The organism is Streptomyces sp. NPDC002935 (genome assembly GCF_040611295.1).
In the GTDB taxonomy this organism is placed as follows: domain Bacteria; phylum Actinomycetota; class Actinomycetes; order Streptomycetales; family Streptomycetaceae; genus Streptomyces.
On record NZ_JBEXNW010000061.1, the window covers coordinates 1 to 25,589 of the forward strand.

The following is a 25,589-nucleotide window of genomic DNA, read 5'->3' on the forward strand; positions in this document are numbered from 1 at the left end:
CCCATGGAGGGCATCGTCCTGCACGTCAACAGGGAGCTGATCGCTCACGGCGCCGAGATTTCCCTGCTGCGCGACCTCTACCGCTGGCAGGACGGAGTCGTACCGCGCCGAATGTGACTTCCCGGTAACCGGCGATCGAGCTTCGGAAACCTACGAGGACTCCGTGCCCCTCCGTGGCTGCGAGCTTCTCTCGTGCCGGATCAGGCAACGTTTGCACTCTTGAAGTGGGCCGCGAGGAAATGCCACTGATCCTGAGAGGTCGTTAAGTCCGTCTTCTAGTAGTGACCTCGTCCGGGTTGGGTGAGGAAGCCTTGGCGGGCGAGGCGCCTGTGGGTGACGTTCATGTCTGGGGCGTCGGTGGGCAGGCCGAGTAGTCGTGCCGTGCACGATCTGCTGGTAGGCGGAGCCTTGGTCGTGAGGATCGGACCGGGATCGGATATTCGGTGTTCTGCCCGCCGCATGAGGACACAAGATGGTGCGCATGACTTTGGCCACCCCCGTACTGCACACCGCTCGCCTGCGACTGCGCCCCTTCACGGACGCCGACGCGGACCTGCTCTTCGCCCTGCACAGCAGCACCTACGTGATGCGCTACTGGGACTCCCCGCCGTGGAACGAACGAGCCCGTGCCGAATGCTTCATCAACATGTGCCGGAAGATGGCGGACGAAGGCACGGGGGCCCGGGTGGCCATCGACCGCGCTTCTGACGGGGCCTTCGTCGGCTGGTGCGGTCTGACCGGATGGAACCCGGACTACCGCAGTGCGTCGTTGGGCTACGTCCTCGACGAAGCGATGTGGGGACACGGCTACGCGACGGAGGCCGCGCACGCCTTGCTGCAGTGGGCATTCGACACACTGGACCTGAATCGAGTTCAGGCCGAGACCGATACGCGCAACGTGGCATCTGCCCGGGTCCTGGAGAAGATCGGATTCCTGCGTGAAGGGACGTTGCGGGAGGACTGCGTCGTGAACGGCGAGGTATCCGACTCGTGGGTGTTCGGGTTGATCAGGCGAGAGTGGCGGCCGGCGGCCGTGCTGATTCCAGATCGCGAAGAGCGGCGTTGAGTCCGTCTCTGGTAGAGGCCGCGTCCCCCCGCGGCCGCGCGCACGGACTGCGTGTCGATAACCACGAGGGACGGTCCTCCAATCGGCGGGCCTTCTCCCGCACCTGGCAGCTCAGCAGTTCCTGGATCTGCTGGTCGAGCCCGTCCTCGCGCCACAGCGTGAAGTAGTAGAACACCGCCGACCATGCCGGCAGATCATGAGGCGGATAGCGCCCAAGTCGCTCGGATACGACTCTCGCTCCATGCACCGAACCTCGGCATGAACGTGCCGACCGGCGCCTGGACGGCAACCAGTGCCACGAACGAGTGATCGCGAATTAAGAAAGATCGGATTCAACGTCTTCTGAGACAGGAGTTCCTGGCCACGCCGTGAGTCAGTCCGAGAACTTGCACGTCAAAGCGGCACCCTGGGAAACGAACCGCGAGATCCCACAGCCAGCTGTAGTGTCTCAATCTTCCTGTCGGAATCTCACGACTGGTGCCGGATGGAAGTCGGATCTCCGACGTGGCGCTGAGACATGCAGGTCGCTCCTGTGCCTCGTTCGCGTTGAACGCCGACACCTGGAAGGCCAAGCGGCCGCGCCGGGAACAGCCGGTCCCCCCGGCACGGTTGCATCGACTGAGGGGCGCGGCGCCGCACGCCGCCGCGCACTCGGACCGAGACGTATTTATGCAGGAGGACTGTTTCATGACTGACCGGCCCTTGACGCTCATGGCAGTACACGCCCACCCCGACGACGAGGCCACCGGAACCGGAGGGGTCCTCGCGATGTACGCGGCGGAAGGCATCCGCACGGTTCTTGTGACGTGTACCGACGGCGGTTGCGGTGACGGACCGGGGGGTGTCAAGCCGGGCGATCCCGGGCACGATCCGGCGGCGGTCGCCTTGATGCGCCGTCAAGAACTTGAGGCGAGCTGTGACGTCCTGAAGGTCAGCGATCTGCAGATGCTGGGGTATGCCGACTCCGGGATGATGGGCTGGGCGAGCAACGACGCCCCCGGATCCTTCTGGCAGACCCCCGTGCAGGAAGGCGCGACCCGACTCGCGGAACTCATGCGGCAGTATCGACCGGATGTGGTCGTCACCTACGACGAGAACGGCTTCTACGGCCACCCCGACCACATCCAGGCCCACCGCATCACGATGGCGGCGCTGGAGATGACCACGCTGACACCGAAGGTGTACTGGACCACGATGCCCCGCTCGATGATGCAGCGGTTCGGCGAGATCATTCGCGAGTTCCATGAGGACATGCCGGAGCCGGATCCTGCCGAGGCCGCCGCGATGGCCAAGATCGGGCTCCCCGACGACGAGATCACCACGTGGGTGGACGCCACCGCGTTCAGCGGTCAGAAGTTCGACGCGTTGGCCGCGCACGCCAGTCAGGGCGAGAACATCTTTTTCCTCAAGATGGGCAAGGAGAGGTTCGGGGAGTTGATGGGCATGGAGACCTTCGTACGTGTCCAGGATGCCACCGGTGCGGCCGTACCCGAGAACGATCTCTTCGCCGGACTGCGCTGATCCGCCCGCCGACCGGCCGGGCGGCATCTGTCCGTCACGCTCAGTATCCGTCGCTGCGATGGTGAAGTTGTCGAAGTCCAGGATCGGGTGGCTGTCCTGGTCGTACTTGGTTACCTTCAGCCAGGTTGGAAGAATGCGAGCATTTTCTGGGCGGCGTCCGGCGACGTCAGCAATTCCTGGATGTCCGCGGACATCCGGGCGGCAGCGCCGGTGCGTTCGAACATCTCGCGTTCGTACTCTTTGACGGCGGCGGGAAAGCAGTCCGGGTGCGCGGCCAGCGCGAGACCGAGCAGGGCGCCGTCGAGCAGCGCCATGTTGGCGCCCTCTCCCACCGGCGGCATCAGGTGCGCGGCATCGCCGAGCAGCGTGACGCCTGGCGTCGAGGGCCAGGTCAGGCCGACCGGGAGAGTGGTGATCGACCGCGGCACGACCGTGTCGTCGCAGGCCGCGATCAGCGCGGTGAACCGTGAGTCCCAGCCGGGGAGCAGGTCGATCAGCCGCGCCCGGGCGGCGGCCGGGTCGTCGAACGGGATCCCGCTGGTGGCGAACCAATCCTCTGCGGTGTTGTAGAAGCTGAGGCCGATGCGAACGCGGCCGTCGCCGTTGCGCTGCGCCGCCAGGGACAGTCCGTTGCCGAGCACCCAGTAATTGCCGCGCCCGACCATCGCGGCGAGGTCCGGGTGCGTGCGGTCGATGTCGGGAATGCCGAGCTCGACGACGTTCTGGCCGATATGTGCCGGGCGGGCGTCGGTGAGCAGCGCGCGGACCCGGGACTGCGCGCCGTCCGCACCGACCAGCAGGTCGTACGTCGCACTGCCGCCGTCGGCGAAGCGCAGCAGGCCGTTGTCGGCGGATTTGAACGTGTGCCCCCAGCGCACCACGCCTTCGGGGAGGGAATCCAGCAGCAGGTTGCGCAGATCGGCGCGGTCGACCTCGGGTCGCTCAAGCGGGGCGTCGTCGGGCGTGTCCTCCTGGAGCAGCAGGGTGCCATCCGGTTCGAGAAGACGCATGTCCTGGCCTTCACCACGGGCAATCGCGTGGAACTGGTCGATCAGACCGGCCTCGCGCAGCGCCCGCTGGCCGGAGTGGATGTCGAGCATGCCGCCCTGACCGCGCGCACCGCGCGACGATTCACGTTCATACAGGACGGAATCCATGCCGTTCACGTGCAGCACACGGGCGAGAGCCAGGCCGCCGAGGCCGGCTCCGACGATGGCAATGGTCATGGCTGCTTCCCCTTCGATACGTCGTACTGGCCGATACACTGTATCGTCCGATGCGATGTATTGTTAGCGGCATGTTGGTGTGGGAGAGGCCGGAGCCACCGAATCGACCCGTGCCGGCCCCGTTGAGCCGGGAGCGGATCGTGCGAGCGGCGATCCAGCTGGCCGACGCGGACGGCCTGGACGCGGTGTCGCTGCGCAAGGTCGCCACCGCGCTGGACGTCCGTCCGATGCGGCTGTACGGCTACATGGCGAGCAAGGAGGAATTGCTCGACCTCATGGTCGACGCCGTCCACGCCGAGATCCGGCCGGTCGGAGACGGCTGGCGGGAGGTGCTCCGGTCTCTTGCCGAAGCCACTCGACACGCCGTTCACGAGCACGAATGGCTCGCCGATCTACTGGGTGGCCGACCCCAGCTCGGGCCGCACGCGCTGGCCAGCGGGGAGACTGTGGTGGCCGCGCTGGACGGCGTCGACGTGGACGCCATCATGCCGGTGGTCGGCGCAGTCAACGCGTACGCGATCGGCGCGGTGCGTCGGGAGATCGCCGAGCGGCGTGCCGAGCGGGCCACCGGGATGGACGAGAAGCGTTGGCAGGCCTCACTCGGGCCCTATCTGGAGCGAACCTTCGCCACCGGCCGATTCCCCGCGCTGGCCACGGTGGTGCGCGATGCCGCCCACCTGGACGCCGACCACACCTTCCGGATCGGCCTCGACTTCCTGCTAGACGGAATTGAAGCCCGTATCTCAGGCTGACGCGCGGCTGAGACAACCCAGGGATCCGCTGGTCAGCTGAGATCAGCATGTCTCGCGATGTGAGCGATGTGAGGCCCTGCACCAGCCTGCGAACGGCACGACCACTCCGCATGCGCGCAACCGGCGGGGCCCGCACTCTCAATACATGGCTAGTCATCAGCCCGTCGTCGTCTACCCGCCTGCCGCGGACGGCGGCCGCAGAGTCCGTGTCGCCGCCGGCTTCGTCGGCATGGCCTACACCCTGCTCGACATCGCCGAGTTCCTCGGCCGCGCCGGCATGGACGATGTCGAACCATCCGACGTCAGGGCCGCGGACTGGATCGAATGGCGCGGAGGCGGCCCCGGCGTCTGGGACCACTGACAGCGCCGCGTCCAGAGCTGAACGCCGGGCAGAACGAAGAAGACCCCCTCATGTCCACGCCCCCATCGATGTAGGCGCCGCTGTGGGCACTGTCGGGGTCGCGGGTCATCGCCGCTCTGGCGCTGCGGGGTTCCGGACCACGCTTCACGTGTGAGCGATGAATTTGGGCAGCGGATCAGGTCTGCCCTGGTATGACTCGAATCATCGCTGACATTTCTGTCTCCGTCGATGGCTTCGTCACTGGGCCCGACCCCGGCCCGGACAACGGCCTGGGCACCGGCGGCGAGGCCGTGCACGCCTGGGCGTTTTCCGACGACCCCGACGACCGCCGGGTCCTGCGCGAGGGGACCGCCCGCTCGGGTGCCGTCGTACTCGGCCGCCGGCTCTTCGACCTGGTCGACGGGCCGAACGGCTGGGACGATCGGGTCGGCTACGGTGCCGACGAGGTCGGCAAGCCCGCGTTCGTCGTCGTGACGAGCTCGCCGCCGAAGTCGGTGCGGCTCACCGACCTCGACTGGACGTTCGTCACCACCGGTCTGTCCGACGCCGTCACCGCCGCGCGCGAGCGCGCCGAGGCGGCGTCGACGGACAGCGGCAAGGACCTCGATGTCGTCCTCATGGGCGGCGGCGCCACGATCGGCTCGGCGATTGAGGCCGGGCTGGTCGACGAGCTGTCTCTGCACCTCGCGCCGGTCGTGCTGGGCGCCGGGACGCCCCTGTTCACCGGCGGCACGCCGCGCACTCTGGTGCAGCGGAGCGTGACCTCGACATCGACCGCGACACACCTGACCTACGACGTCCTCTGACAAGGTCATCGCAGAACCTCACATCGGGCAATCGGCGGCGCTTCGCTGGTCGGCCGACGCGCTGGGTATGCCGGCGTCCGGCGCGGCGGGCGCGAAGGGCAAAACCCACCCGCTCCCAAATATGTGCCGCTTTGCGAGCGTGAGCCCACACACAGTGAGGCAGGATCCCCGTCATGAAGACCACTGATCCTGAACTGATGACTGCATTGGAGACGTTGAAGTCGGCCGCGACAGCCGCACCGCCCGGGACGGTGACCATTTGGGCAGACATCTGGGCTGCCGCGGTCCGGGGGCTCGAAGCGGCGCTGGATGCAGATGTTCAGGCGTTCGCCGCCGGCGGTGTGGAGCTGTCCCGGCTTCCCGCAGCAGATCAGTTCGTCGAGACAGCGAGGGCTCAGGCTTCAGTGCTCGCCGACCTGGCCAGTCTGGCGACGGAGGAGGAGATCGAGGGAACGTGGGGTGTCCGCGTTCCCACCGTGCCGGAGGTGCCCGGAGGCGCGGAGAGTTCCGGGGACGGGCAACTCCACTGCGTGTTCCACCTCTTCCAGGCTGCTGAAGCCGTCCTTACCGACGATCACGGCGCTCCGCCCACCCGAGTGGACCTTGTCGCCGACAGCACCCACTATCTGGACCGTGCTCGCCACTACCTCGAACTGATGGCAGCCAAGCCTGCGTGAGCGACGATTCCCGCCCCGACGCCCGGTCCAACCTCTCCCGCTACTCCTCGATCTCGTCCGTGGCCGCGTCCCAGGATGGTGGCGGCGTTCTGCTCGATGCGGCTATTTCTTCGGTCAGGCAGTCCCTGCCTGGGCCTTGCGGGCCAGTAGTTGGACTTCTTGGAACTGCCGTCGGTCTGTGGGTTGAGGCTCGCGAACCATCCGGGCTACCTCGGCCAACCCGGACTTACGCAGCATCGCGGCGAGGTGATCAGGGGACCACCGATAGGCGAGCGCGACCGTGTGATCGAAGACCTGCGTCGGGTGAGACGGATCATCGCTTGCCGAAAAGCCGACCAGAAGGTGGCCGCCAGGAGCCAGCACACGGTGGAACTCCGCCAAGACAGCGGGGAGTTCCTGCGGCGGAGTATGGATGATGGACCAACGTGAGAGTACGCCGCCCAGCACGCCGTCAGCGATGTCCAAGGCCGCCATCGAGCCCACGTCGAACCGCAGGCCCGGATAGGCCTGTCGAGCCAGCTTGATCATCGCAGGAGAGGCATCGACACCGAACGCCGCCAGCCCCAACTCGTCCAGATGGGCGGTGACATGGCCAGGCCCACATCCCAGGTCCGCGACCTGACCGTCCCCACTCGCCCCTACGACCTCGGCGAAGACACTCAAGATCGCGCGGTCCAGGGGACTGTCACGCAACGTGTCGCGGAACAGCTGCGCATACGTGGGGGCAACAGCGTCGTAGGCCTCGCGGGTAGCGGCGAGGGCATCGTGTTCGACCATGCTCGCGACAGTAGTTCCTGGCGCTGAGGCGAGCCGAGAGAATCACGAACTGCCCTCCCGCCCGTTGGCCCGGCCATGGCCAGCGGCTTGTCACGCGGCCGGGGCCGGGCAGCTCAGGTCGGCCTGGCGCAGCGCCCGGGCGTGGTCTGATCCCTCCGGTTCATCGCAAGGCACCTCTGTCCATCGAAGGGCGCCGTCGCCTGGTGACGGGCTCCATGTCGTCGACCTCACGGTCATTACGCAACGCAAGGTTGCGGATCACCGACACCGCGACTAGGGTCATACGCAACCGATGGTTGCTTATTGGAGGTCCGTAGTGGAGTTCGGAAAGTTGGAGCGCGAGATCCGCATCGACGCCGCACCGGAAATCGTGTTCGACGTGGTGATTCGTCCCGAGCACATCAAGATGTGGTGGTCCGATGACGCGTCGTTCGAGCCTGCGCCGGGCGCGGTCGGCGAACTGGTGTGGGGCGACCGCGCTGCGGTTGAACAGATCGCGGTGGTCGACGTGGATCCGCCCCGCAAGTTCGCCTTCCGCTGGGTCTCTCCTGACGGTCAGCTGCCCGACGCGGACAACTCTCTCCTGGTCACCATCGAGCTCGAGCCCTCGGGCGACGGCACGATTCTGCGCCTGACCGAGAGCGGCTGGCGGGAGAAGGGCTGGGAAGCCGCTGTGCTCGAGGAGGCCTTCCATGACCACGAGCGCGGCTGGGACATGTTCCTGCCCAAACTGCAGAAGTACGCCCCTTCCGTGGCGGCGCAATGAGCGTCGCCGTCGATGACGAACTCTGGTCGGCGATCGGCGACCCCATCAGGCGCCGCCTGCTCGACCTGCTGCTCGCTGAAGGAGTCGGCACGCCGACCAGCTTGAGCGATCGCCTCCCGATCTCGCGCCAAGCGGTCACCAAGCACCTGGGCGTCCTCGATCGCGCAGGCCTCGTACACGCGACACCGATAGGCCGCGAGCGGCGCTACGAAGTCGACGAGGCGCAGCTCGCCCGAGCCGTCCGGCAACTGAATGAAGTCGGCAAGACCTGGGATGCACGACTGAACCGCATCAAGCGCATCGCGGAACAGATCCAGCGTCAGAAGCGCGACCAAGACTGACCAACGGGCCGCTGGAACGGGGCTCTGGCGACCCTCTCGACCCATGTCGGCGCCCTGGCGACGTCGCACGCAATGACCAATCACCTTTGGAGGAGCTATGAGTGGATTGCTGCTTGACGACAAGAACGCTGTGATCTATGGAGGCGGGGGCGCCATCGGCGGCGCAATCGCACGGGTATTCGCCCGGGAAGGCGCGAGGGTCTTCATCGCCGGGCGGACGCAGGCGAAGCTCGACGTCGTGGCTCGTGACATCACCGCGGCGGGCGGAACCGTCGAGACCGCGCAAGTCGACGTTCTCGATCAGTCGGCGGTCGAGAAGCACGCCGATGCGATCGCGGAGACGGCGGGCAGCATCGACATCGCCCTCAGCGCCGTGAGCGTCATGCACGACCAGGGGACTTTGCTGGCGGACCTCTCGCTGGAGGAGTTCATGCGGCCGATCGACGGCTTTCTCCAGACGCTGTTCATCACGAGCAAAGCCGTGGCGCGGCACATGGGTCGCGAGCGTCCTGGTGTCATCCTGACGTTGTCCGAACCGGGTTCCAAACTGGCTGTGGGCGGCATCCTGGGGCACAGCGTGAGCGCGGCCGGCAAGGAGGCCTTCTCGCGGGTTCTGGCCGCGGAGCTGGCACCCAGCAACATCCGGGTGATCTGCATCCGTCCCCACGCTGTCGTCGATGCGCCGGCAGCGGGTTCCTACACCAAGGACCTCTTCAAGCCCATGGCGGCAGCAGGCGGGCAGACGGTCCAGGAGATGCTCGAAGGCGGGGGGATGGTGCAGGGGACGCTTCTGAAGAGGCTGCCCACGCTCTCCGAAATCGCAGAGACGGCCGCGTTCCTGGCTTCGGATCGAGCTGGAGCCATGACCGGCACCATCGCAAATCTGTCCGCCGGCGCACTCGTCGACTGAGGCCGCGATGTCCGATCAGACCGACAAGGCCGAGTTGCTTCGTTCCCTGCACGTCCCGGGCGTCCCGCTGGTGCTGCCGAACGCCTGGGACGTGGGCAGCGCCCGCGCCGTCGTCGGCGCAGGCTTCCCGGTGGTCGCGACCGCGAGCAACGCGATCGCCGCCGCTCTGGGCTACGACGACGGCGAGGGTGCCCCGAGCGAGGAGATGATGTTCGTCGCCCGACGCATCGCGGCCTCTGTCGATGTACCGGTCACCGTCGACGCCGAGGCGGGCTACGGGATGGCACCGGAGGAGTTGGTCGAGCTGCTGAGCGGGATCGGAGTCGTCGGCTGCAACATCGAGGACAGTGATCACGCCAACGGCGGCTTGATCGACGTCGGTGTCCGCGCCACCTACATCGCGCAGATGCGCGCAGCCGCCGACCGTATCGGGGTGCCGCTGGTCATCAACGCCCGGATCGACTCCTTCTTCCCCACGTCGCCTCTGGCCGAGCACCAACGACGTGCCGACGCGATCAGCAGGGCCGCGGAGTACTGGTCGGCCGGCGCCGATTGCGTGTTCCCTCCCGGAGCCGGGCCGGACGACCTCCGGGCCATCGTTGCCGAGGTCGGCGCGCCGGTGAACGCCGGCCTTCCGCTGCAACGCGGGTCGCTGGACGAGCTTCGTGCAATCGGTGTGGCCCGGGTGTCCGTGGGGCCCCAGTTGTACCGCAGCGCACTCGACAACCTGCACACCGATCTCCAGTCCCTCCTCAAGGCACGGAAGTGACGGACCAGTTCGTACGGCCGTACAGGGCCCGCACCAGCTCACCGGCCGTGCCCCGGAGGGAGGCGTCGGCCGCGTACGGGTCCTCGCCGGTAGCGGTGGCGGGCATCGTGCCGGGCGTGGGCAGACGGATGCTCCGCGCGCCGTCGGCGGAGAGCGAGAAGCACCAGGATCGGCCCTCGGTGGCGTGGTAGTCGACGGCAGCGGGCTCGTGCGGCCAGGCGTCCGTCCCCGCGCAGCAGGTGAACAGGAACTCCTCGACACCGTCGAGTGCCGCCTCGTCCGGCAGCGGCCGTTCGGCGCCCAGGCTGATCTGGGCGTCATACGTGTGCACAGCGACCTCCTGGAGCTGGTGCCGGGCGACGCCACCACAGGTCTGCGGCGACTGCGACCCACCCCACCACGTCCAGCAGCCGCGATCCGGGCCGGACTCCCGCAGTGCGCCCAGCAGTTGCTCCGTGGACTCGGCCGACCAGGCCAGCAGGGCCTCGCGCTCCCGGGGTGCCGCCGGGGCACCTTCCGAAGCGGTCGCGGCCGGGGGAGCGTCGGCAGGCCCTGCGCCGACGATGCCGGCCCAGCGGCGCTGCCCCTTGCCCCCCAATGTCTGCCCTGGCCGATTCCCGAGGGCAGTTCGATCTGCGCCGGCTCCGGGTCGCAGGTGACGGGCGACGGGCGACGGCCGGCACGTGCGGTCGGCGGGTCCCTGTCTTCCGCGCATTGACACCGGCTCGCGAAAACATTTCGTAACCGGGGCATTTCCCGTCCTTGTCCCGGCCGTGAACTCCGTGTCAGTGTCCCGGCCAGCAGGCAGGTCGTCGGAAGCGTGGCATCCGAAAGCCTTTCGTACCGGTCTCCGGTCTGCCTGGCCACCGACGGCATGTGAAAGAAGAGGGGCACACCATGCGGGGAATACCGGTCAACGGACGTCTCGGAAGCCCGAGAATGCGACGCGTCCTCGCGTCCGCGGTCACCCTCACGGCGGCCATGGGCCTTGCCGCGTGCGGGACTTCGGGACCGTCCGGATCGTCCGCGGACTCGTCCGCGAAGGGTCTGACGATGTGGGCACTGAACGACCAGACGATTCTCAAGGAGTCCGTCGACGCCTACAACAAGGACCACGCCGACGCGAAGATCACCCTGCGGCTGTTCGCGAACGACGACTACAAGCAGAAGCTGCGCGTCGCCTTCGGCGCGAACCAGGCCCCGGACATCTTCTTCAGCTGGGGCGGCGGGGCCCTGAACGACTACGTCCAGGCCGGCAAGGTCGACGCGCTGACGGCGTCCGAGGCGAACACGGACCGGTTCACCCCGAGCGTGATGCAGAGCGCCACGTTCGACGGCAAGGTCTACGGCGTGCCCGCCAACGGCCTTGCCCCGGTTGTCCTCTACTACAACAAGAAGGTGCTGGCCGACGCGGGCGTCGAGCCGCCGAAGACGTACGACGACCTGCTGGCGGCCGTGAAGAAGCTGAAGGGCAAGGGCGTCACGCCGCTCTCCCTCGCCGCGAACTCCAAGTGGCCGACGCTGATGTACCTGGAGTATCTGCTCGACCGCCAGGGCGGCTCCCAGGTGTTCTCGAAGATCGCCTCCGGTGACGCGTCGATGTGGAAGGACGCGTCGGTCACCAAGGCGAACCAGTACCTCCAGGACTTGTCGAAGGCCGGGGCCTTCGGGGACAACGCCTCCTCCGTCAGCTACGACCAGGGCGCTTCCACGGCCCTGCTCTACACGGGCAAGGCGGCCATGGAGGTCATGGGCACCTGGGAGTACGCCAACATCGCCAAGGCCGCGCCCGACTTCCTGAAGAAGGGCGATCTCGGCTACACCGCCTTCCCGTCGCTGTCCGGCGGTGCCGGCGACCCGAACAGCATCGTCGGCAACCCCTCGAACTTCCTGTCGCTGAACTCGTCGACCAAGCACAGGTCCGCGGCGCTCACGTACCTCAAGGACTACGTCCTGGACGGCTCCCAGGTCGACGCCTATCTCGCCGCCGGCAGCGTGCCGCCGGTCAAGGGTCTGGAGTCCAAGCTGGCGGCGGTGAACTCGTCGTCCGACAAGGCGTGGCTGACCTTCGTCTACAACTTGGTGGAGAAGGCGCCGGGCTTCCAGCTCTCGTGGGACCAGGCACTGCCGTCCGACCAGGCGGACCCGCTGCTGACCAACACCGACAAGTCGTTCCTGCGCCAGAACTCGCCCGCCGACTTCGGTGTGAACATGAGCAAGGCGGCGTCGTGACGGTCACCATCCCCGCGCGCCGGAGAGGAGGCCGCGCCCCCAGCAGCGGCCTTCTCATGGCCGCCCCCGCACTGCTTCTCTTCGGCCTGTTCGGCCTGGTCCCCCTCGTCGGGGTGGTGGCGCTCAGTCTCGCCCGCTGGGACGGCCTCGGCTCCATCGGCTGGGCCGGCCTCGCCAACTGGATCAGCGTCCTGACCGACGGCGCCACCTGGCAGGCGCTGGGGCTCACCGTCAAGGTGATGGCGGTGAGCTGGCTGGTCCAGACGCCGATCGCGCTGGCCCTCGGTGTCTTCCAGGCACCGAGGGGGAGGGTGCGGGCGCTGTTCTCCGTCCTCTTCTTCCTCCCGCTGCTGCTGTCCGCCGTGGCGATCGGCCTGACCTGGCAGGCGCTGCTCGATCCGTCCTTCGGCATCGGTGCAACGCCCGGCCTGCACTGGCTGGCGAAGCCGCTGCTCGGCTCGCCGGACCTCGCCCTGTACACGGTGATCTTCGTGATCGCCTGGCAGTTCGTGCCGTTCCACGCCCTGCTCTACCAGGCGGGCATACGCCAGATCCCGACGGCTCTGTACGAGGCCGCCGCCCTCGACGGCGCCGGGCCCATGGCTCGCTTCCTGCACATCACCCTGCCGCAGCTGAAGTACACGATTGTCACCTCGAGCACGCTCATGCTCGTCGGCTCGCTGACCTACTTCGATCTGATCTTCGTCCTGTCCGGCGGCACCGGCGGCCCCGGCACCGCCACCCGCGTCCTCCCCCTGGCCATGTACATCACCGGATTCCAGGCCCACGACATGGGCCGGGCCAGCGCCGTCGCCACACTCCTGGTGGTCTTCGGCCTCGGCCTGTCGCTGCTGACCACCCGCCTGTCCGGCTTCACCCGGATGGACAGCCGACAGGAGGGCATGTGAGCACCACCGTGACCAAGGTCCACGACACCGACCCCCGCGCGGGCACAGGCCGTTACCGCCCCGCCGGGCGACCGGCAGCACCGTCGCGCTCCGGTCCCGCCCGCCGCCGCACGGCCGTCGGCTCGGTACGGCGGGCACTCACCGGCGGCGCCACGCTCCTCTGGGCGGCGATCGTCGTCGTACCCGTGTACTGGCTGGTGGTGACCAGCCTGCGCAGCCGCGCCGACTTCACCGCCGACAGCCCACTGGCCCTGCCCGGCCACCCGACGCTCGACAGCTACCGGACCGTCCTGGACGGCGACTTCACGACCTATCTGCTTAACAGCGTCGTCGTCACCGCGGGGACGGTCGTCCTCACGGTCACCGTCGCCCTCATGGCCGCCTTCGCGATCGTCCGGGGCGCCGGAAGCCGCCTCTCCCGCGTGTCGTTCCGGCTGTACCTGCTGGGCCTGGCGATCCCCCTGCAGGCGGTGATCATCCCGGTGTACCTGCTGATCATCAGGATGCAGTTGTACGACAGTCTGCTCGCGATCGTCCTGCCGTCCGCGGCGTTCGCGCTGCCGATCACCGTGATGATCCTGGTGAGCTTCCTGCGCGACGTGCCCCGCTCCCTGTTCGAGGCGATGATCGTCGACGGTGCCGGGGACTGGCGCATGCTCTTCTCGCTCGCGGCACCCCTGGCCCGCCCGGCGCTGATGACCGTCGCCGTCTACGACGGCCTCCAGGTCTGGAACGGCTTCCTCTTCCCGCTCATCCTCACCCAGAGCGGCGACAAGGCCGTGCTGCCGCTGGCGCTGACCCTCTACCGGGGCCAGTTCGGCATCGACGTACCGGCCACGATGGCCGCGGTGGTGCTCTCCACCCTGCCGATGCTCGCGCTGTTCATCCTCGCCAGGCGCCAGCTCGTCGCCGGTCTCACCGCCGGTTTCTCCAAGTAACCAAGTTCGTAACCCACTTCAGCCGACAGTTCGCTCCGAGCAGCGGCCGGGCAGCGCGCCCGGCCCCGTCGGCGTGCCCGCGCACACCCGCACGCCCCCTCGCGAGCACCCGCGCAATCCCTGAGGAGTCGTGAATGACGACCACCGTCCCGGACCACGGCGGCATCCCCCAGCGGGAGGACGACCGCCCCTGGACCGACCCCGCCCTGCCGATGCCCGATCGGGTCGAGGCGCTGCTCGCCCGGCTCACCCTCCCGGAGAAGGTCGCGCAGCTCAGCAGCGCGTGGGAGGACGTCGAACCGGCCGGCCCGGAGGTGGCGCCGGGCACCAGCATCTTCGACCGGGTCGGCGACCTCGCCGAGACCGCCCGGCACGGCCTCGGCCAGCTCACCCGCCCGTACGGCACCGTGCCCCGGCCCGCCCTGGAGCACTCCCGGGCCCTGGCCGAGCGCCAGCGGCAGATCGTCCGGCAGAGCAGGCTCGGCATCCCGGCCATGGCGCACGACGAGTGCCTGACCGGTTTCACCGCCTACGGCGCGACGATCTACCCCACCTCGCTCGGCATGGCGGCCACCTTCGACCCGGAGCTGATCCGCCGGGTCGGCGAGGCCATCGGTGCCGACCTGGCCGAGGCGGGCGTCCACCAGGGGCTCGCCCCGGTCGTCGACGTGATCCGTGACTACCGCTGGGGCCGCTGCGAGGAGACCTACGGCGAGGACCCGCACCTGGTCGGAGAGATGGGGGAGGCGTACGTCACCGGTCTGCAGAGCGCCGGGGTGTACGCCACGCTCAAGCACTTCGCCGGGTACTCCGCCTCCATGGGCGGCCGCAACCACGCCCCTGTCCACGCCGGCCGCCGCGAACTCCTCGACGTCATCCTGCCGCCCTTCGAACGGCTCGTCGCCGCGGGCGTCGGCTCGGTCATGAACTCGTACGCCGAGATCGACGGTGAGGCACCGGCCGCCAGCCGGTGGCTGTTGACCGATGTCCTGCGCGACGCCTGGGGTTTCGACGGCACCGTCGTCTCCGACTACTGGTCGCTTCCCTTCCTGGTCAACGCCCACCGGGTGGCCGCCGACCTGCCCGACGCCGGCGCGCTCGCCCTGCGCGCAGGCCTGGACGTCGAACTGCCCGACCAGCGCGGCTTCGGTGACGCCCTCGTGCACGCCGTCGAGCAGGGCGCGGTCGACGAGGACCTGGTCGACCGCGCCGTACGCCGGGTGCTGCGGCAGAAGACCGAACTCGGGCTCCTGAACGCCGACTGGGACCCGCGGCCGCCCGCCCTGCGCGCGGGTGAACTCGACCTGGACAAGGCGGAGAACCGCGCGCTCGCCCTCGCGGTGGCCCGGGCCGGTGCCGTCCTGCTGTCCAACGACGGGACCCTGCCCCTCCCGGCCGGCGGCCGGATCGCGCTGATCGGACCGTGCGCCGACGACGTACGCACCATGTTCGGCTGCTACAGCTTCCCCAACCACGTCCTCGCCGAGCGCGACGACCTCGGCAACGGGGTCGAGGCGGTCTCCCTGCGTACCGCGCTGGCCGAGGAACTTCCGTCCGTGGAGTGGGAGTTCGTCCAAGGCTGCCCGATCCGGGACAAGGACGGCTCCGGCATCCCGGCCGCCGTGGCGGCCTCGACCGCCGCCGACCTCACCGTCCTCGTCGTCGGCGACAAGGCGGGAATGTTCGGCATCGGCACCTCGGGGGAGGGCTGCGACGTCGAGGACCTGCGTCTGCCGGGCGTCCAGGAGGAGCTGGCCGAGGCGGTCCTGGCGACCGGGAAGCCCGTGGTGCTGATCGTCAGCAGCGGCCGGCCCTACGCCGTGGGCCGGTTCGCGTCCGCCGCCGCGGCCATGGTGCAGGTCTTCCTGCCGGGGGAGGAAGGCGGCCGGGCAGTGGCCCAACTCCTGTCCGGCAGCGCCAACTTCAGCGGCAAGCTGCCCGTGCAGATCCCCACCTCGCCAGGCGGCCAGCCGTACACCTACCTGCACCCACCGCTCGCCGACCGGCAGAGCTTCCTGTCCAACCTCGACCCCACCCCCGCGTTCCCCTTCGGCCACGGGCTGTCCTACACCGACTTCGAGGTCGACCTTCTCGCGGCCGACCGCGAACAGGTGCCGACGGACGGGGAGTTCACAGTCCGCGCGCGGGTGCGGAACACGGGGACGGTCGCGGGCGCCGAGACCGTCCAGTTGTACGCCGTCGACCCGGTCGCCCAGGTCACGCGGCCCGTGCGCTCCCTGCTCGGCTTCGCCAAGGTGGCTCTCGCCCCCGGCGAGCGGGCGACGGTCCGCTTCCACGTCCACACCGACCGCCTGGCCTTCACCGGCCTGGCCGGCCGCCGCATCGTCGAGCCCGGCGAGATCGTGCTCCAGGCGGGCTCATCCAGCCTGGACACTCCGGTGCGGGACGTCGTGCGGCTGGTCGGTGAGGAGCGGGACGCGACAGTCGTACGACAGCACACCGTGCCGGTGACCGTCGAACGGGAGTGAGCCGCAGGGACGCGTGAGCGAGGGCGGCGCCACCGGTCGATCCGATCCGGTGGCGCCGCCTTCCTCTTGAACCGGTGTGCCACACCCCGCGTCTCCGCCGTGACCGACCGGACAGGTCCTAGCCTCGGCTCCACTGCTGTGTGGCGTTGCCCAGCGGGGTCCACAGATCGACCTTCGAGCCGTTGGCCGTGGCCCAATTGGTCACGTCGATGACCAGACCGTTGGAGCGGTTGGCGATGGTGCCGTCCACGCGGAACGACCACTTCTGACTGGACTTTCCGTTGCAGGGCCAGAGGATGATCTTGGTGCCCGCGCTGGTGCCGTCACCGTCGGCGGCCAGACACTTGCCGGAGACGCGCAGTTCGCCGGCCGTGGTCCGGGTGACGGTCTGGTTGGCGTTGCCCGAGCAGTCGTAGATCTGCACCTGGACACCCGTCTGGCCGTTCGGGACGTCGAGGCAGCGGCTGGAGTACGTGCCCTTCAGAGTGAAGGCCGAGTCCGTGGGGAGGGGGTCCTGGACCAACTGCCAGTCCTGCGAGCCGTCGGTGGTCGACGCCGCCACTGTGACGGAGCCGCCCGCCGTCGAACCGGTCATGTACAGGCTGGTGTTGAGGACCGAGCGGAGCTTGTAGTACCCGCTGGTCGACGAGACGAGGGTCCACTGTTTGTCGGTGGCTCCGTCGTCGACCCACTGGGCCAGCTTCTGCCCGGCCGTCGCGGTGCCGGTCCAGATGGCGACCGAGCGGCCCCCGGCCTTGTTGAGCAGGGTCACGTTGCTGCCCTTGGCGGTCAGGTGCCAGCGCTGGGTGTCGGCCGTGGAGCCGGCGGCGCTCAGGACGAGGTCGGGGGTGTTCCCGGTCAGGCTCGCGTCCTGCGTCTTGCCGGAGGCGGTGGCGAGGACCTGGCCGGTCAGCCGGTTGACGAGGCTGTAGTAGGCGCCGTCGGACCGCCCGAGGTCGACCTCGGCGTACTTCACCGGCCCGACGCTGCCACCACTCCAGGACGCCTGGAGGATCAGGACGCGTCCTGTGCCGTCGACGTACTGGAGACTGCGGCTGTATCCGGCGGCGATCGGCGTCCTGTACTCCTTCCACGTGCCCGTGCTCAGCCCGGACTCGTTCACCCAGACGTCGCCGCTGCCCGCGGCGTTGTAGACGATCCGTCCGTCCGGCATCGGGAGGAGAACCGGGCTGCCGCCGGTGGACAGCGTGCTCCCGCCCGAGGGCACGGGCAGCGAGGTGATGGGGGAGTCCGTCGCCGAGAAGAACTTCGTCGGGTCGTCGGAGATCCGGTAGCGGACGTTCGTCCCGCCGCCCCAGTACTCGTACGTCAGGAGCCACTTGCCGTCGGTCGTCGGGGCGATGGTCGTCATGCCCGGGCGGCCGCCGCCGATCTCCGTCTTGCCGTTGCCCATGCTCACCGTGGCGCCCGGGACGTCGACGACGGGGCTGCTCCAGGACGTCGTGCTGCTGCCGTTCCAGGTGCGGTGGAGGAGCACCTGGCCGCCGGAGTCCGTCGCCGTGCCGTTGGCCGGGTCCAGGGTCGGGGCGCCGGTGCCGGTGTCGTAGCCGGTGTAGTCGTCCTCGGCGGAGTAGTAGGCGATGAGCGTGCCGTTGTGGGCGAGCAGGTGCGGCTCCCAGACGGGGTCGACCTGGGCGTAGGTGTTGGCCGTCGAGACGCGGCCGACGCTGCCCGCGCTGCCGCCCTGCCAGCTCCCGGCCGCGATGATGTTCTCGAAGCTCCAGGTCGCGCCGTCGTCCGTGCTGGCGTACAGGGCGAGTGCCACGTCCTTGCGGTCGCCGTCACTGGTCGGCGTCCAGCTGGAGTTGGCGGCCTTCTGCTCCTCGTAGTAGTAGTCGTCGCCCGAGACGATGCTCGCGAGCAGCAGCGTGCCGGCGCTCAGGTTTCCGACGTTCTGCGGGAGCACGTAGAGATACGGGTTGGTCCAGTTGCTCGTGTACTTCGCGTACGCGCTGTCGCCGGACAGGTATGCCGGGGCCTTGACGCCGGACAGCTTCGCCCACGTCGTGCCGTTGTCGTCGCTCTTGTAGACCGGCAGCGTCTGGCCCACCGGAGCCGTCTGGTCGTTCTCGAACGTGGCCACGATCCGGCCGTCCGGCAGCTGGGCCGACTTCGGGTAGAGCACGCACGGGCTCTTGTTGCACGCGGCGGTGTTGTCCGCCGTATACAAGTTGGCGGGACTCGGCTGATACGCCGACGCATTCGTCGCGGAGGCGATGGCGAATGCCACGCCTACGCCGAAGGCCGTCGCCGGAGCGAAAACCTTTCGCGCCCAGGATCTTTTCAACGGCGTTCCTTTCAGCGGGGGAACAGCGCACCCCGCTCCCTGCGGATCCACGGGTTGCATGGGTTGCATGGGTTGCATGGGGTTCCGTGGGGTTCCACGGGAGGGGAAGGGGGTGCGAGGCAGGAAGCCAGTATTCGCAGGGGACATCGCGCTGTCACCGGCACGTTGCGAAAGGGTTTCGCGCGGTTTCGGGTTACGAGGTATTGACCTCGCGGGTCAAGGGGTGTGGGCCTCGCGTGTCACGGGGTACTGACCCGGTGGCGCACGGACGTCGAGGTCCGTAGTACGAGTTCCGTGGCCAGCTCGATGCGCGGCGCCGCGGGCGGCCGGCCCTCGGCGAGATCCATGAGCACCCGGGTCGCCTCGCGCCCCAGCTCCTCGAACGGCTGGCGCACCGCACTCAGCGGCGGGCAGGCCATGGCCGCGACGAGGGTGTCGTCGAAGGACATGACCGACAGATCGCCCGGTACCGAGAGCCCCTGCTGCCGGGCGGCCTCCAGCACGCCGAGCGCCTGCGCGTCGCTGGCCGCGAAAACGGCCGTGGGCGGGTCGCCGGCCCGCAGGATCTGGAGGCTCGCGGTGAGCGCTTCGGTGTAGTCGAAGTCGGTCGAGCGGACGATCGCCGGGTCGTAGGCGACCCCGGCCTCCTCCAGCGCGGCCCGGTAGCCGTGCACGCGCGCCGCCCCTGCCAGGGAGTGCGAGCGGCCCGCGACCATGCCGATCCGGGTGTGCCCCAGCGCCAGCAGGTGCTGGACGGCGTCCCGGGCTCCGCTCCAGTTCGTCACCCCGATGCTGGGAATGTCCTGCGAAGGCGCGCTGAGGGGGTCGATCAGCACCACCGGCAGCCGCTGCTCGACGATCCGCCGCTGGTCCTCCTCGGCCAGCATGGAGATCACGATCACGATCCCCACCGCGCCGAGTGCCACGCACTCCTCCAGCCACCCGGAGATCGACCGCCGGCTCGTCGTCCCGGTGACCACGTCGATGCCGAACTCACCGGCCGCGTCCACGATGCCGCGGGCGACCTCCAGTGTGTACGGCCCGGACAGGTCACGGAAGACGACGACGATCTGCCGGGGCGTCCCGGAACCCCGCTCCCACGGGCGGACGTACCCGTACCGCGTCAGCAGTTCCTCGACCCGGTCCCGTGTCGCCGCGCCCACGTCCCGGCGCCGGTGCACCACCTTGGACACGGTGCTGAGCGAGACCCCCGCCTCGGCGGCGATGCTCGTGAGCAGACCGTGCTGCGCTTCCTGCCGGCCCTTGGCTCGACCTGTCACCCGATGTCCGTTCCGTACGCCGAACATTGATGCGCCGGACCGCACCGCGCACCTGGCCAGAAACTCCGCCGCAACGTAACGGGCCCGGGGACGGGGAGGCAAGACCGGAGCGCACTGTTCTGCGACGCGCTGGTATGACCAATTGCTCGCCGAACATCGCGTCGGCCAGAACGGCGCCCGCGATCGCGCCGGCGAGGTGACGCCAGGACCGGTGTCGAACAGGAACTGACTGCTCACCGGATCCCGCAGCCAGGTCCGGTGCGTGGCCGCCAGAGCCTCCCTCGTCCCTCCGTCCCCCCGGTCCAACCGCCCGTCAGCCCACGGCCGCGGTCAGCGCTCCGAGGGCACTGGCCTGGGTACGCCAGTCGGTCTGCTGGGGGCCGGCGCCGGCCCAGCGTTCACCGAGGGCGTTGAGGGAGCTGCGGTCCTGCGCCCACAGTGTGTCCGCCTGCTTCTGAACGTAACTCTGGTAGGTACTGGAACCAGTTGCCTTCGCGAGGCCGGCGAAGTTCCGCATGAAGATGCCCTTGAACTGCTTCTGGTTGTCGTCGCATGAAGCGGAGCCGACGTCGCAGGACTCGGTGAGGACTCCGTCCCGGGTCAGCGCCGGGCTGCTGATCGCGGCGTCGGCAAGGGTCCGCGCGGTGGCCAGCAGAGCACCGTCCCCGGTCGACTTCCACAGTTCGGTGAAGCCGCCGATCGCCAGCCCCTGGTTGTAACTCCACACGGTGCCACCGTTGTTGGCACAGGCCGAGGTGAGCCCGTCGTTCACAAGACCCGAGGAGTTGATCATCCCGCTGGACCGGTACCAGGCGGCGGCTGTCCTGGCCCGCTGGAGCCACAGGGTGTCGCCCGTGATGCGTTGGTGCAGCGCCGTGGTCAGCCAGAGGTACTGCCCGTTCGTCACCGCGTTCTTGTAGGTGCGCTCGCGGTCCCACCAAACGCCACCCCCGCAGGTGCCGGGGTCCCAGTACCGCTGGACGTAGCTGGCGATCGTGACGGCCTCGTCGAGGTAGCGGGAGTCGCCGGTGTAGTCGTACGCGTCGAGCCAGGCGATGGCCCACCAGCCCGAGTCGTCGATGGAACGGCTGATGAAGTGGCCCTCGATCGCGTCCGAGCTGCGCACACCGGCGGCGAAGACGCCCTTGTTCTGGTCGAAGGTGCGCGCGATGACCCAGTCGTAGTCGTGCCGGCCGGTGGTCCTCGCGAAGTCGATGATCGAGGTGAGGGTCGCGGCGGAGTTCCACCAACTGCTGGGCCACCAGCCGTTGTACGGGTCGTACGAGGTCATCAGCGCGTCCGCCGCGGCGCGCGCCCTGGTCGGCGCGGGCCTGACCCACGCGGTGCAGCTGCCCTCCTGGTGTGCGGCCTCCCGGCCGCAGGCGCGGACCGCGCCGCCGTGGAGGAGGCCGCGCGGATCGCGGGTGGCGTACATCGCGGTACGGGTGGCGGTGGCCCCGGACGGGGTGCTGGTGCGGCCGAGCGATGAGCCGTCCGGCCAGGTCGAACCGCCGTCCCAGGAGCGGTCGAGCCAGATCTCGTCGCCGGCGCCGCCGGTGTCGATGCTCGCCCAGGCCATGGAGTTCTTCTGGTCGACGTGCAGGCGGATCGTGCGGCCGTAGAGGGTGGTGGACGGCACCGGCTGGTCGTCACCGGCCGCCTGGCCGGCGTCGGTGCGGTCGCAGAGCGCGTCGCAGACGGTGGGGTAGGCCCAGTTCGTACAGCCGACGCCGGCGGCGTCGCCGCAGGCCCGCACGAGCCCGCGTCGGTGGTTGCGGGGATCGGTGATGTTGTACATCAGTGTTCTGGTACCGGTCCAGGTTCCTGGGATGCTCGCCTTGCCGAGCAGTCCTTCCCAGGTGGCGCCGCCGTCCCAGGAGCGGTCCAGCCACACCGAGTCGCCGGTCACGCCGTCGTCGATGCTGGCCCACGCCATGTCGTCCGCTTCGGACACGTGCAGGGCGAGGCGACGGCCGTTGAGGTTCTTGTTCGGCACGGGGAAGCTCTCCTGCCGGGCCTGCGACGGGTCCAGCGTGTCACAGGCCCGTACGCACACCTGCGTGGCGGCGGTCGCGGGCGTCGCGGCCGGGACCCATGCCACGAACGCGAGCGTCAGCAGGAAGCCGAGGAGCCGTGATCTGACAACGATGTCTGAGCTTCGTGAGAACACCGGAACTCGCCTCGATTTCACGATGGGGGCCAACGGCTCGCATCGAGCCGAGGCGGGAATCGAGCACTGGTCCATACCTTCTTCGGAGGCAGTGAACTGTCTTGACGAGGTCCTGTCAATGACCCAAGTCGCGGAATTTTCAACGGAGTTCGGGGATGCCGTGATGGGTTGACACTCCGTTTTCGCGCGCCCATCATCGGTGCAACTTCGGCGAGGTGCCTCGCAGATCCACTGGTCCATCAGTCCCAGGCATTCATGGGCGATCAGTTTGAATCGATTCAAGCAACAACTCGTTTCCGAACGCGATCCGGGAGGTACGTACTTATGCGCCGACGCCGTGCCCTGCTGAACCGAACGCCCTCTCCAGGGCGCGTACTTGGCCTCGCCATGGTGGTGGCCGCCGCGCTGGTGGCGGCTCCCGCTCCGTCCGCATCCGCGGCGACCTCGACGACCATGCCGGGCGTCCGCGAGGCGGCCGCCGACCCCCTGAACTACTCGCCGACCTCCCGCACCCTCAAGCCGACCGCCGTCCACCGAACATCCGGCACCGTCGCGAACCCGCAGAACGTCCTGAGCGGACAGCCGACGCGCATCTCCGGCTCACGGTCGGCCATCACCCTCGACTTCGGCAAAGAGGTCGGCGGTCTGGCAACGTTGTCATTCGGGGCCACCAGTGGCAGCGGTCAACGGGTGGGCCTGGCCTTCAGCGAGTCGTCCCTGTATGTCGGCACCAACAGCGACCGCAGCAGCGGCCGCGACGGCGAGGACGGAGCCCTGTACGCCGCGGCCTCCGCCGACGGCACCTACACGATGCCGACGTCGCGACTGCGGGGCGGCTTCCGCTACCTCACCGTCTTCCTCGACACCTCGGGCTGGGTGGACCTCAAAGGCGTCAGCCTCGACTTCACCGCGGCCCCGGGGAAGACCGACCCGGCCGACTACGCCAACTACTTCCACTCCAGCGACGACCTGCTCAACCGCATCTGGTACGCCGGGGCATACACGGTTCAGCTCAACACGATCGCCTCCGACCAGGGCCGTGTCTGGCCCCCACCGGCCACGGAGTGGGACAACGGCGCCACCGTCGGCGTGGGCGACTCCGTCCTGGTCGACGGGGCCAAGCGGGACCGTACGGTATGGCCCGGCGACCTGGGCATCGCCGTGCCCACGCAGTACGCGTACTCGGGCGACCTCGTCTCGACCCGCAACGCGCTCACCACGATGTACGACGCACAGTCGGCCGAGGGTGAAATCCCCTGGTCGGGACCGCCGTTCAACCTCACCGGATCCGACACCTACCACACCTGGACGCTGCTTGGGACGTCGACGTACTACAACTACACCGCCGACCGGGCGTGGCTGGACTCCGCGTGGGCCGACTACAAACGCGGGATGGCCTTCATCACCAACAAGATCGACGGCAACGGCCTGCTGAACGTGACCCGGACTCAGGACTGGGCCCGGGTCGGTCAGGGCGGCGAGAACATCTCCGCCAACGCGCTGCTGTACGCCGCGCTCAAGGGCGGCGCCACTCTGGCCACGGTCGAGGGCGACAGCGCGCTTGCCGCCGGCTGGACCGCCAAGGCGGCCGCCATCAAGGCCGCGGCCAACTCTCGCCTGTGGGACGCCTCGAAGGGTATGTACAAGGACAACCCGACCAGCGGCCTGTACCCGCAGGACGGCAACTCCCTCGCCGTCTGGTACGGGTTGACCGACTCCACGGCCAAGTCGAAGAGTGTCATAGCGGGGCTCGGGAAGAACTGGGGCATCTACGGTCCCACCACCCCCGAATGGGGCGGCAATGTGTCGCCCTTCGCGGGCGGCATGGAGCTGAACGCCCGCTTCACCGCCAACGACGACTACACCGCCCTGGCGCAGATCCGCCGCACCTGGGGCCACATGCTGACCAGCGACATCGGCACGAAGAGCACCTTCTGGGAGGGCGTCAGGGCCGACGGCGGCCTCGCCTACGGGGGTTCGTTCATGAGCCTGGCCCACGGCTGGTCCACCGCGCCCACCTCCACGCTCACCTTCGACGTGCTCGGCACCGCGCCGGAGTCGGCGACCGGCGCGTACCGTTTCGTGCCGCACCCCGGCGACCTGACCAGTGCCGAGGGCCGCGTCACCCTGCCCCAGGGCGCCGTCGACGCGTCCTGGTCCCGCGACCCCGCCGCCGGCTCCTACGCGGCGCATCTCACCAGCCCGGCCGGCACCACCGGTCGTATCGGCGTACCGAAGCTGGGCGGCGGCGACGTCTCGGTGTCCGTGAACGGCTCCGTCGTCTGGCGCAACGGAACCTTCACGCCCACTTCGGGAATCACCGGCGCGAGCCAGGACGACACCTACGTCTACCTCACCGGCGTCGCCCCGGGCAGCTACACCGTGAGCGCCACCGGACTGGGCAATCCGCCCACCCCCGGCGATCCCGGTACCGGGGCGCTGCGGGCGGGCTTCACCCGGTGCGCGGGCGAGGGCGGTACATGCTCCTTCAGCGGCACCCGCTCCGTGGCCTACGGCGCAGGGACGTACACCTACAAGACGGCGACCGACAGCACCGCCTGCACCAACGCCTCCTTCGGCGGCGACCCGGCGTCGAACCTCGTCAAGTCCTGCTACGTCGCCGACGCGGGCGGTCCGCCCGGATACACCGTCTGCGCGGCCGAGGGCGGCACCTGCGCCGTGCCTGGCTACAACCGTGACGTCGCCTACGGGGCCAACGGCAACTTCGCCCACCAAGTCACCAAGGGCTCCGTCGCCTGCACCAACACCCACTTCGGCGATCCCATCGACGGTGTCGCCAAGTCCTGTTACCTGCCACCCGACGGAGCCCCGGCCGGCGGCTGGACCAAGTGCGCGTCCCAGGGCAGCACTTGCCCGGCAGCCGCGGGACAGCCGGTGATGTACGGCGCCTTCGGCGCGTTCGCCACGATCACGGCGACCGGCGACACGCCGTGCACCGACGCCACGTTCGGCGACCCGATCCCCGGCGAGTCGAAGAGCTGCTACACCGCGACCGGCGGCCCGGCCGGCTACGCCACGGCCTGCACGGAGGAAGGCGGGACGTGCGCCTTCAGCGGGCAGCGGACCGTCGCGTTCGGTGCGCGGGGCAGCTTCGTGTACAAGGCGTTCACCGGCGGCACCGGCTGCACGGCATCGGCGTTCGGCACGGATCCGCTGACCGGCGTGCGGAAGGCCTGCTACCTCACGTCCTGAGGAGCGCGACACCTGCGGCAGCCCCCGCGTGTTCGGGGGCTGCCGGATCATTCCGGATCGGCCACTGCCTCCTTCTGCA

The 25,589-nt window shown here is 68.9% G+C and carries 20 protein-coding genes and 3 pseudogenes; 16 read left to right on the forward strand and 7 right to left on the reverse strand.

Annotated elements, in window-relative coordinates:
- Both ABZX90_RS42260 and ABZX90_RS42265 read left to right on the forward strand, forming a co-directional pair.
- Positions 1-117: pseudogene (locus ABZX90_RS42260) on the forward strand (DinB family protein); the annotation flags it as partial.
- Positions 118-481: 364 nt separating this feature from the next.
- Positions 482-1,066 (forward strand): GNAT family protein, encoded by a 585-nt coding sequence (locus ABZX90_RS42265; protein WP_351129952.1) that lies wholly within the window; start codon positions 482-484, stop codon positions 1,064-1,066.
- A 26-nt stretch (positions 1,067-1,092) separates the two neighbouring features.
- On the opposite strand, the pseudogene ABZX90_RS42270 reads toward ABZX90_RS42265, so the two are convergent.
- Positions 1,093-1,268 (reverse strand): annotated as a pseudogene (locus ABZX90_RS42270) (IS5/IS1182 family transposase); the annotation flags it as partial.
- A 485-nt stretch (positions 1,269-1,753) separates the two neighbouring features.
- Between ABZX90_RS42270 and ABZX90_RS42275 the strand changes: the two are divergent.
- Complete coding sequence (locus tag ABZX90_RS42275) at positions 1,754-2,587, forward strand: PIG-L family deacetylase (protein WP_351129949.1); 834 nt, start codon at positions 1,754-1,756, stop codon at positions 2,585-2,587.
- Positions 2,588-2,703: 116 nt separating this feature from the next.
- On the opposite strand, the gene ABZX90_RS42280 is transcribed toward ABZX90_RS42275, so the two are convergent.
- Positions 2,704-3,813, reverse strand: coding sequence for an FAD-dependent monooxygenase (locus ABZX90_RS42280; RefSeq protein ID WP_355213555.1), 1,110 nt, complete (start codon positions 3,811-3,813; stop codon positions 2,704-2,706).
- A gap of 71 nt (positions 3,814-3,884) precedes the next feature.
- Here ABZX90_RS42280 and ABZX90_RS42285 point away from each other — a divergent pair, with 71 nt between their 5' ends.
- The 4 genes from ABZX90_RS42285 to ABZX90_RS42300 all read left to right on the forward strand — a co-directional run bounded on the left by ABZX90_RS42285 (position 3,885) and on the right by ABZX90_RS42300 (position 6,409).
- Positions 3,885-4,565 carry a TetR/AcrR family transcriptional regulator C-terminal domain-containing protein gene (locus ABZX90_RS42285; RefSeq protein ID WP_355213556.1) on the forward strand — a complete coding sequence of 227 codons (681 nt, stop codon included), beginning with the start codon at positions 3,885-3,887 and terminating at the stop codon, positions 4,563-4,565.
- Positions 4,566-4,710: 145 nt separating this feature from the next.
- Complete coding sequence (locus tag ABZX90_RS42290; RefSeq protein ID WP_355213557.1) at positions 4,711-4,926, forward strand: hypothetical protein; 216 nt, start codon at positions 4,711-4,713, stop codon at positions 4,924-4,926.
- 191 nt (positions 4,927-5,117) lie between these two features.
- The gene (locus ABZX90_RS42295; protein ID WP_355213558.1) at positions 5,118-5,732 is read left to right on the forward strand and encodes a dihydrofolate reductase family protein; all 615 of its coding nucleotides are present in this window, start codon (positions 5,118-5,120) and stop codon (positions 5,730-5,732) included.
- Positions 5,733-5,905: 173 nt separating this feature from the next.
- Entirely contained in the window at positions 5,906-6,409 is a 504-nt protein-coding gene (locus ABZX90_RS42300; RefSeq protein ID WP_351129937.1) for a hypothetical protein, read from the forward strand.
- Between the two features lie 114 nt (positions 6,410-6,523).
- Here the strand turns inward: ABZX90_RS42300 and ABZX90_RS42305 are convergent, their stop codons facing one another.
- On the reverse strand, positions 6,524-7,186 hold the full coding sequence (locus tag ABZX90_RS42305) for a methyltransferase domain-containing protein (RefSeq protein WP_351129935.1): 663 nt from the start codon (positions 7,184-7,186) through the stop codon (positions 6,524-6,526).
- A gap of 316 nt (positions 7,187-7,502) precedes the next feature.
- On the opposite strand from ABZX90_RS42305, the gene ABZX90_RS42310 reads away from it, so the two are divergent.
- The 4 genes from ABZX90_RS42310 (at position 7,503) to ABZX90_RS42325 (ending at position 9,972) form a co-directional block, all read left to right on the forward strand.
- On the forward strand, positions 7,503-7,952 hold the full coding sequence (locus ABZX90_RS42310) for an SRPBCC domain-containing protein (protein ID WP_355213559.1): 450 nt from the start codon (positions 7,503-7,505) through the stop codon (positions 7,950-7,952).
- Positions 7,949-8,293, forward strand: a complete 345-nt coding sequence (locus ABZX90_RS42315; protein ID WP_351129930.1) for a helix-turn-helix domain-containing protein — start codon at positions 7,949-7,951, stop codon at positions 8,291-8,293. Before ABZX90_RS42310 ends, ABZX90_RS42315 begins: the two co-directional genes overlap by 4 nt.
- 97 nt (positions 8,294-8,390) lie before the next feature.
- Positions 8,391-9,203 (forward strand): SDR family oxidoreductase, encoded by an 813-nt coding sequence (locus tag ABZX90_RS42320; protein ID WP_351129928.1) that lies wholly within the window; start codon positions 8,391-8,393, stop codon positions 9,201-9,203.
- A 7-nt stretch (positions 9,204-9,210) separates the two neighbouring features.
- Complete coding sequence (locus tag ABZX90_RS42325) at positions 9,211-9,972, forward strand: isocitrate lyase/phosphoenolpyruvate mutase family protein (RefSeq protein ID WP_355213560.1); 762 nt, start codon at positions 9,211-9,213, stop codon at positions 9,970-9,972.
- Between the two features lie 13 nt (positions 9,973-9,985).
- On the opposite strand, the pseudogene ABZX90_RS42330 reads toward ABZX90_RS42325, so the two are convergent.
- Positions 9,986-10,564, reverse strand: a pseudogene (locus tag ABZX90_RS42330) (maleylpyruvate isomerase N-terminal domain-containing protein); the annotation flags it as partial.
- Between the two features lie 347 nt (positions 10,565-10,911).
- On the opposite strand from ABZX90_RS42330, the gene ABZX90_RS42335 reads away from it, so the two are divergent.
- From ABZX90_RS42335 to ABZX90_RS42350, 4 genes are all read left to right on the forward strand, one after another.
- Positions 10,912-12,204, forward strand: coding sequence for an extracellular solute-binding protein (locus tag ABZX90_RS42335; protein WP_351129923.1), 1,293 nt, complete (start codon positions 10,912-10,914; stop codon positions 12,202-12,204).
- 56 nt (positions 12,205-12,260) lie between these two features.
- Positions 12,261-13,112, forward strand: a complete 852-nt coding sequence (locus tag ABZX90_RS42340; RefSeq protein ID WP_355213568.1) for a sugar ABC transporter permease — start codon at positions 12,261-12,263, stop codon at positions 13,110-13,112.
- On the forward strand, positions 13,109-14,050 hold the full coding sequence (locus tag ABZX90_RS42345; protein WP_351129920.1) for a carbohydrate ABC transporter permease: 942 nt from the start codon (positions 13,109-13,111) through the stop codon (positions 14,048-14,050). The genes ABZX90_RS42340 and ABZX90_RS42345 overlap by 4 nt, the downstream gene beginning before the upstream one ends.
- Positions 14,051-14,184: 134 nt before the next feature.
- Positions 14,185-16,539, forward strand: a complete 2,355-nt coding sequence (locus ABZX90_RS42350; protein WP_355213561.1) for a glycoside hydrolase family 3 N-terminal domain-containing protein — start codon at positions 14,185-14,187, stop codon at positions 16,537-16,539.
- A 118-nt stretch (positions 16,540-16,657) separates the two neighbouring features.
- Here ABZX90_RS42350 and ABZX90_RS42355 read toward each other — a convergent pair whose 3' ends face one another.
- From ABZX90_RS42355 to ABZX90_RS42365, 3 genes are all read right to left on the reverse strand, one after another.
- On the reverse strand, positions 16,658-18,685 hold the full coding sequence (locus ABZX90_RS42355; protein WP_355213562.1) for an RICIN domain-containing protein: 2,028 nt from the start codon (positions 18,683-18,685) through the stop codon (positions 16,658-16,660).
- Positions 18,686-19,086: 401 nt separating this feature from the next.
- Positions 19,087-20,127 (reverse strand): LacI family DNA-binding transcriptional regulator, encoded by a 1,041-nt coding sequence (locus tag ABZX90_RS42360; RefSeq protein WP_351129914.1) that lies wholly within the window; start codon positions 20,125-20,127, stop codon positions 19,087-19,089.
- Between the two features lie 313 nt (positions 20,128-20,440).
- The gene (locus ABZX90_RS42365; RefSeq protein ID WP_355213569.1) at positions 20,441-22,063 is read right to left on the reverse strand and encodes a glycoside hydrolase family 76 protein; all 1,623 of its coding nucleotides are present in this window, start codon (positions 22,061-22,063) and stop codon (positions 20,441-20,443) included.
- A 558-nt stretch (positions 22,064-22,621) separates the two neighbouring features.
- On the opposite strand from ABZX90_RS42365, the gene ABZX90_RS42370 reads away from it, so the two are divergent.
- Positions 22,622-25,510 (forward strand): alpha-L-rhamnosidase, encoded by a 2,889-nt coding sequence (locus tag ABZX90_RS42370; RefSeq protein WP_355213563.1) that lies wholly within the window; start codon positions 22,622-22,624, stop codon positions 25,508-25,510.
- The last annotated feature ends 79 nt before the right edge of the window (positions 25,511-25,589 follow it).

Coding starts and splice junctions, on each gene's coding strand:
- ABZX90_RS42350 (WP_355213561.1), top strand. CDS start 14,185: ATGACGACCACCGTCCCGGACCACGGCGGCATCCCCCAGCGGGAGGAC.
- ABZX90_RS42305 (WP_351129935.1), bottom strand. CDS start 7,186: ATGGTCGAACACGATGCCCTCGCCGCTACCCGCGAGGCCTACGACGCT.
- ABZX90_RS42290 (WP_355213557.1), top strand. CDS start 4,711: ATGGCTAGTCATCAGCCCGTCGTCGTCTACCCGCCTGCCGCGGACGGC.
- ABZX90_RS42325 (WP_355213560.1), top strand. CDS start 9,211: ATGTCCGATCAGACCGACAAGGCCGAGTTGCTTCGTTCCCTGCACGTC.
- ABZX90_RS42295 (WP_355213558.1), top strand. CDS start 5,118: ATGACTCGAATCATCGCTGACATTTCTGTCTCCGTCGATGGCTTCGTC.
- ABZX90_RS42265 (WP_351129952.1), top strand. CDS start 482: ATGACTTTGGCCACCCCCGTACTGCACACCGCTCGCCTGCGACTGCGC.
- ABZX90_RS42365 (WP_355213569.1), bottom strand. CDS start 22,063: ATGGCGTGGGCCAGCATCGACGACGGCGTGACCGGCGACTCGGTGTGG.
- ABZX90_RS42370 (WP_355213563.1), top strand. CDS start 22,622: ATGCGCCGACGCCGTGCCCTGCTGAACCGAACGCCCTCTCCAGGGCGC.
- ABZX90_RS42320 (WP_351129928.1), top strand. CDS start 8,391: ATGAGTGGATTGCTGCTTGACGACAAGAACGCTGTGATCTATGGAGGC.
- ABZX90_RS42300 (WP_351129937.1), top strand. CDS start 5,906: ATGAAGACCACTGATCCTGAACTGATGACTGCATTGGAGACGTTGAAG.
- ABZX90_RS42340 (WP_355213568.1), top strand. CDS start 12,261: ATGGCCGCCCCCGCACTGCTTCTCTTCGGCCTGTTCGGCCTGGTCCCC.
- ABZX90_RS42285 (WP_355213556.1), top strand. CDS start 3,885: ATGTTGGTGTGGGAGAGGCCGGAGCCACCGAATCGACCCGTGCCGGCC.
- ABZX90_RS42335 (WP_351129923.1), top strand. CDS start 10,912: ATGCGACGCGTCCTCGCGTCCGCGGTCACCCTCACGGCGGCCATGGGC.
- ABZX90_RS42280 (WP_355213555.1), bottom strand. CDS start 3,813: ATGACCATTGCCATCGTCGGAGCCGGCCTCGGCGGCCTGGCTCTCGCC.
- ABZX90_RS42315 (WP_351129930.1), top strand. CDS start 7,949: ATGAGCGTCGCCGTCGATGACGAACTCTGGTCGGCGATCGGCGACCCC.
- ABZX90_RS42275 (WP_351129949.1), top strand. CDS start 1,754: ATGACTGACCGGCCCTTGACGCTCATGGCAGTACACGCCCACCCCGAC.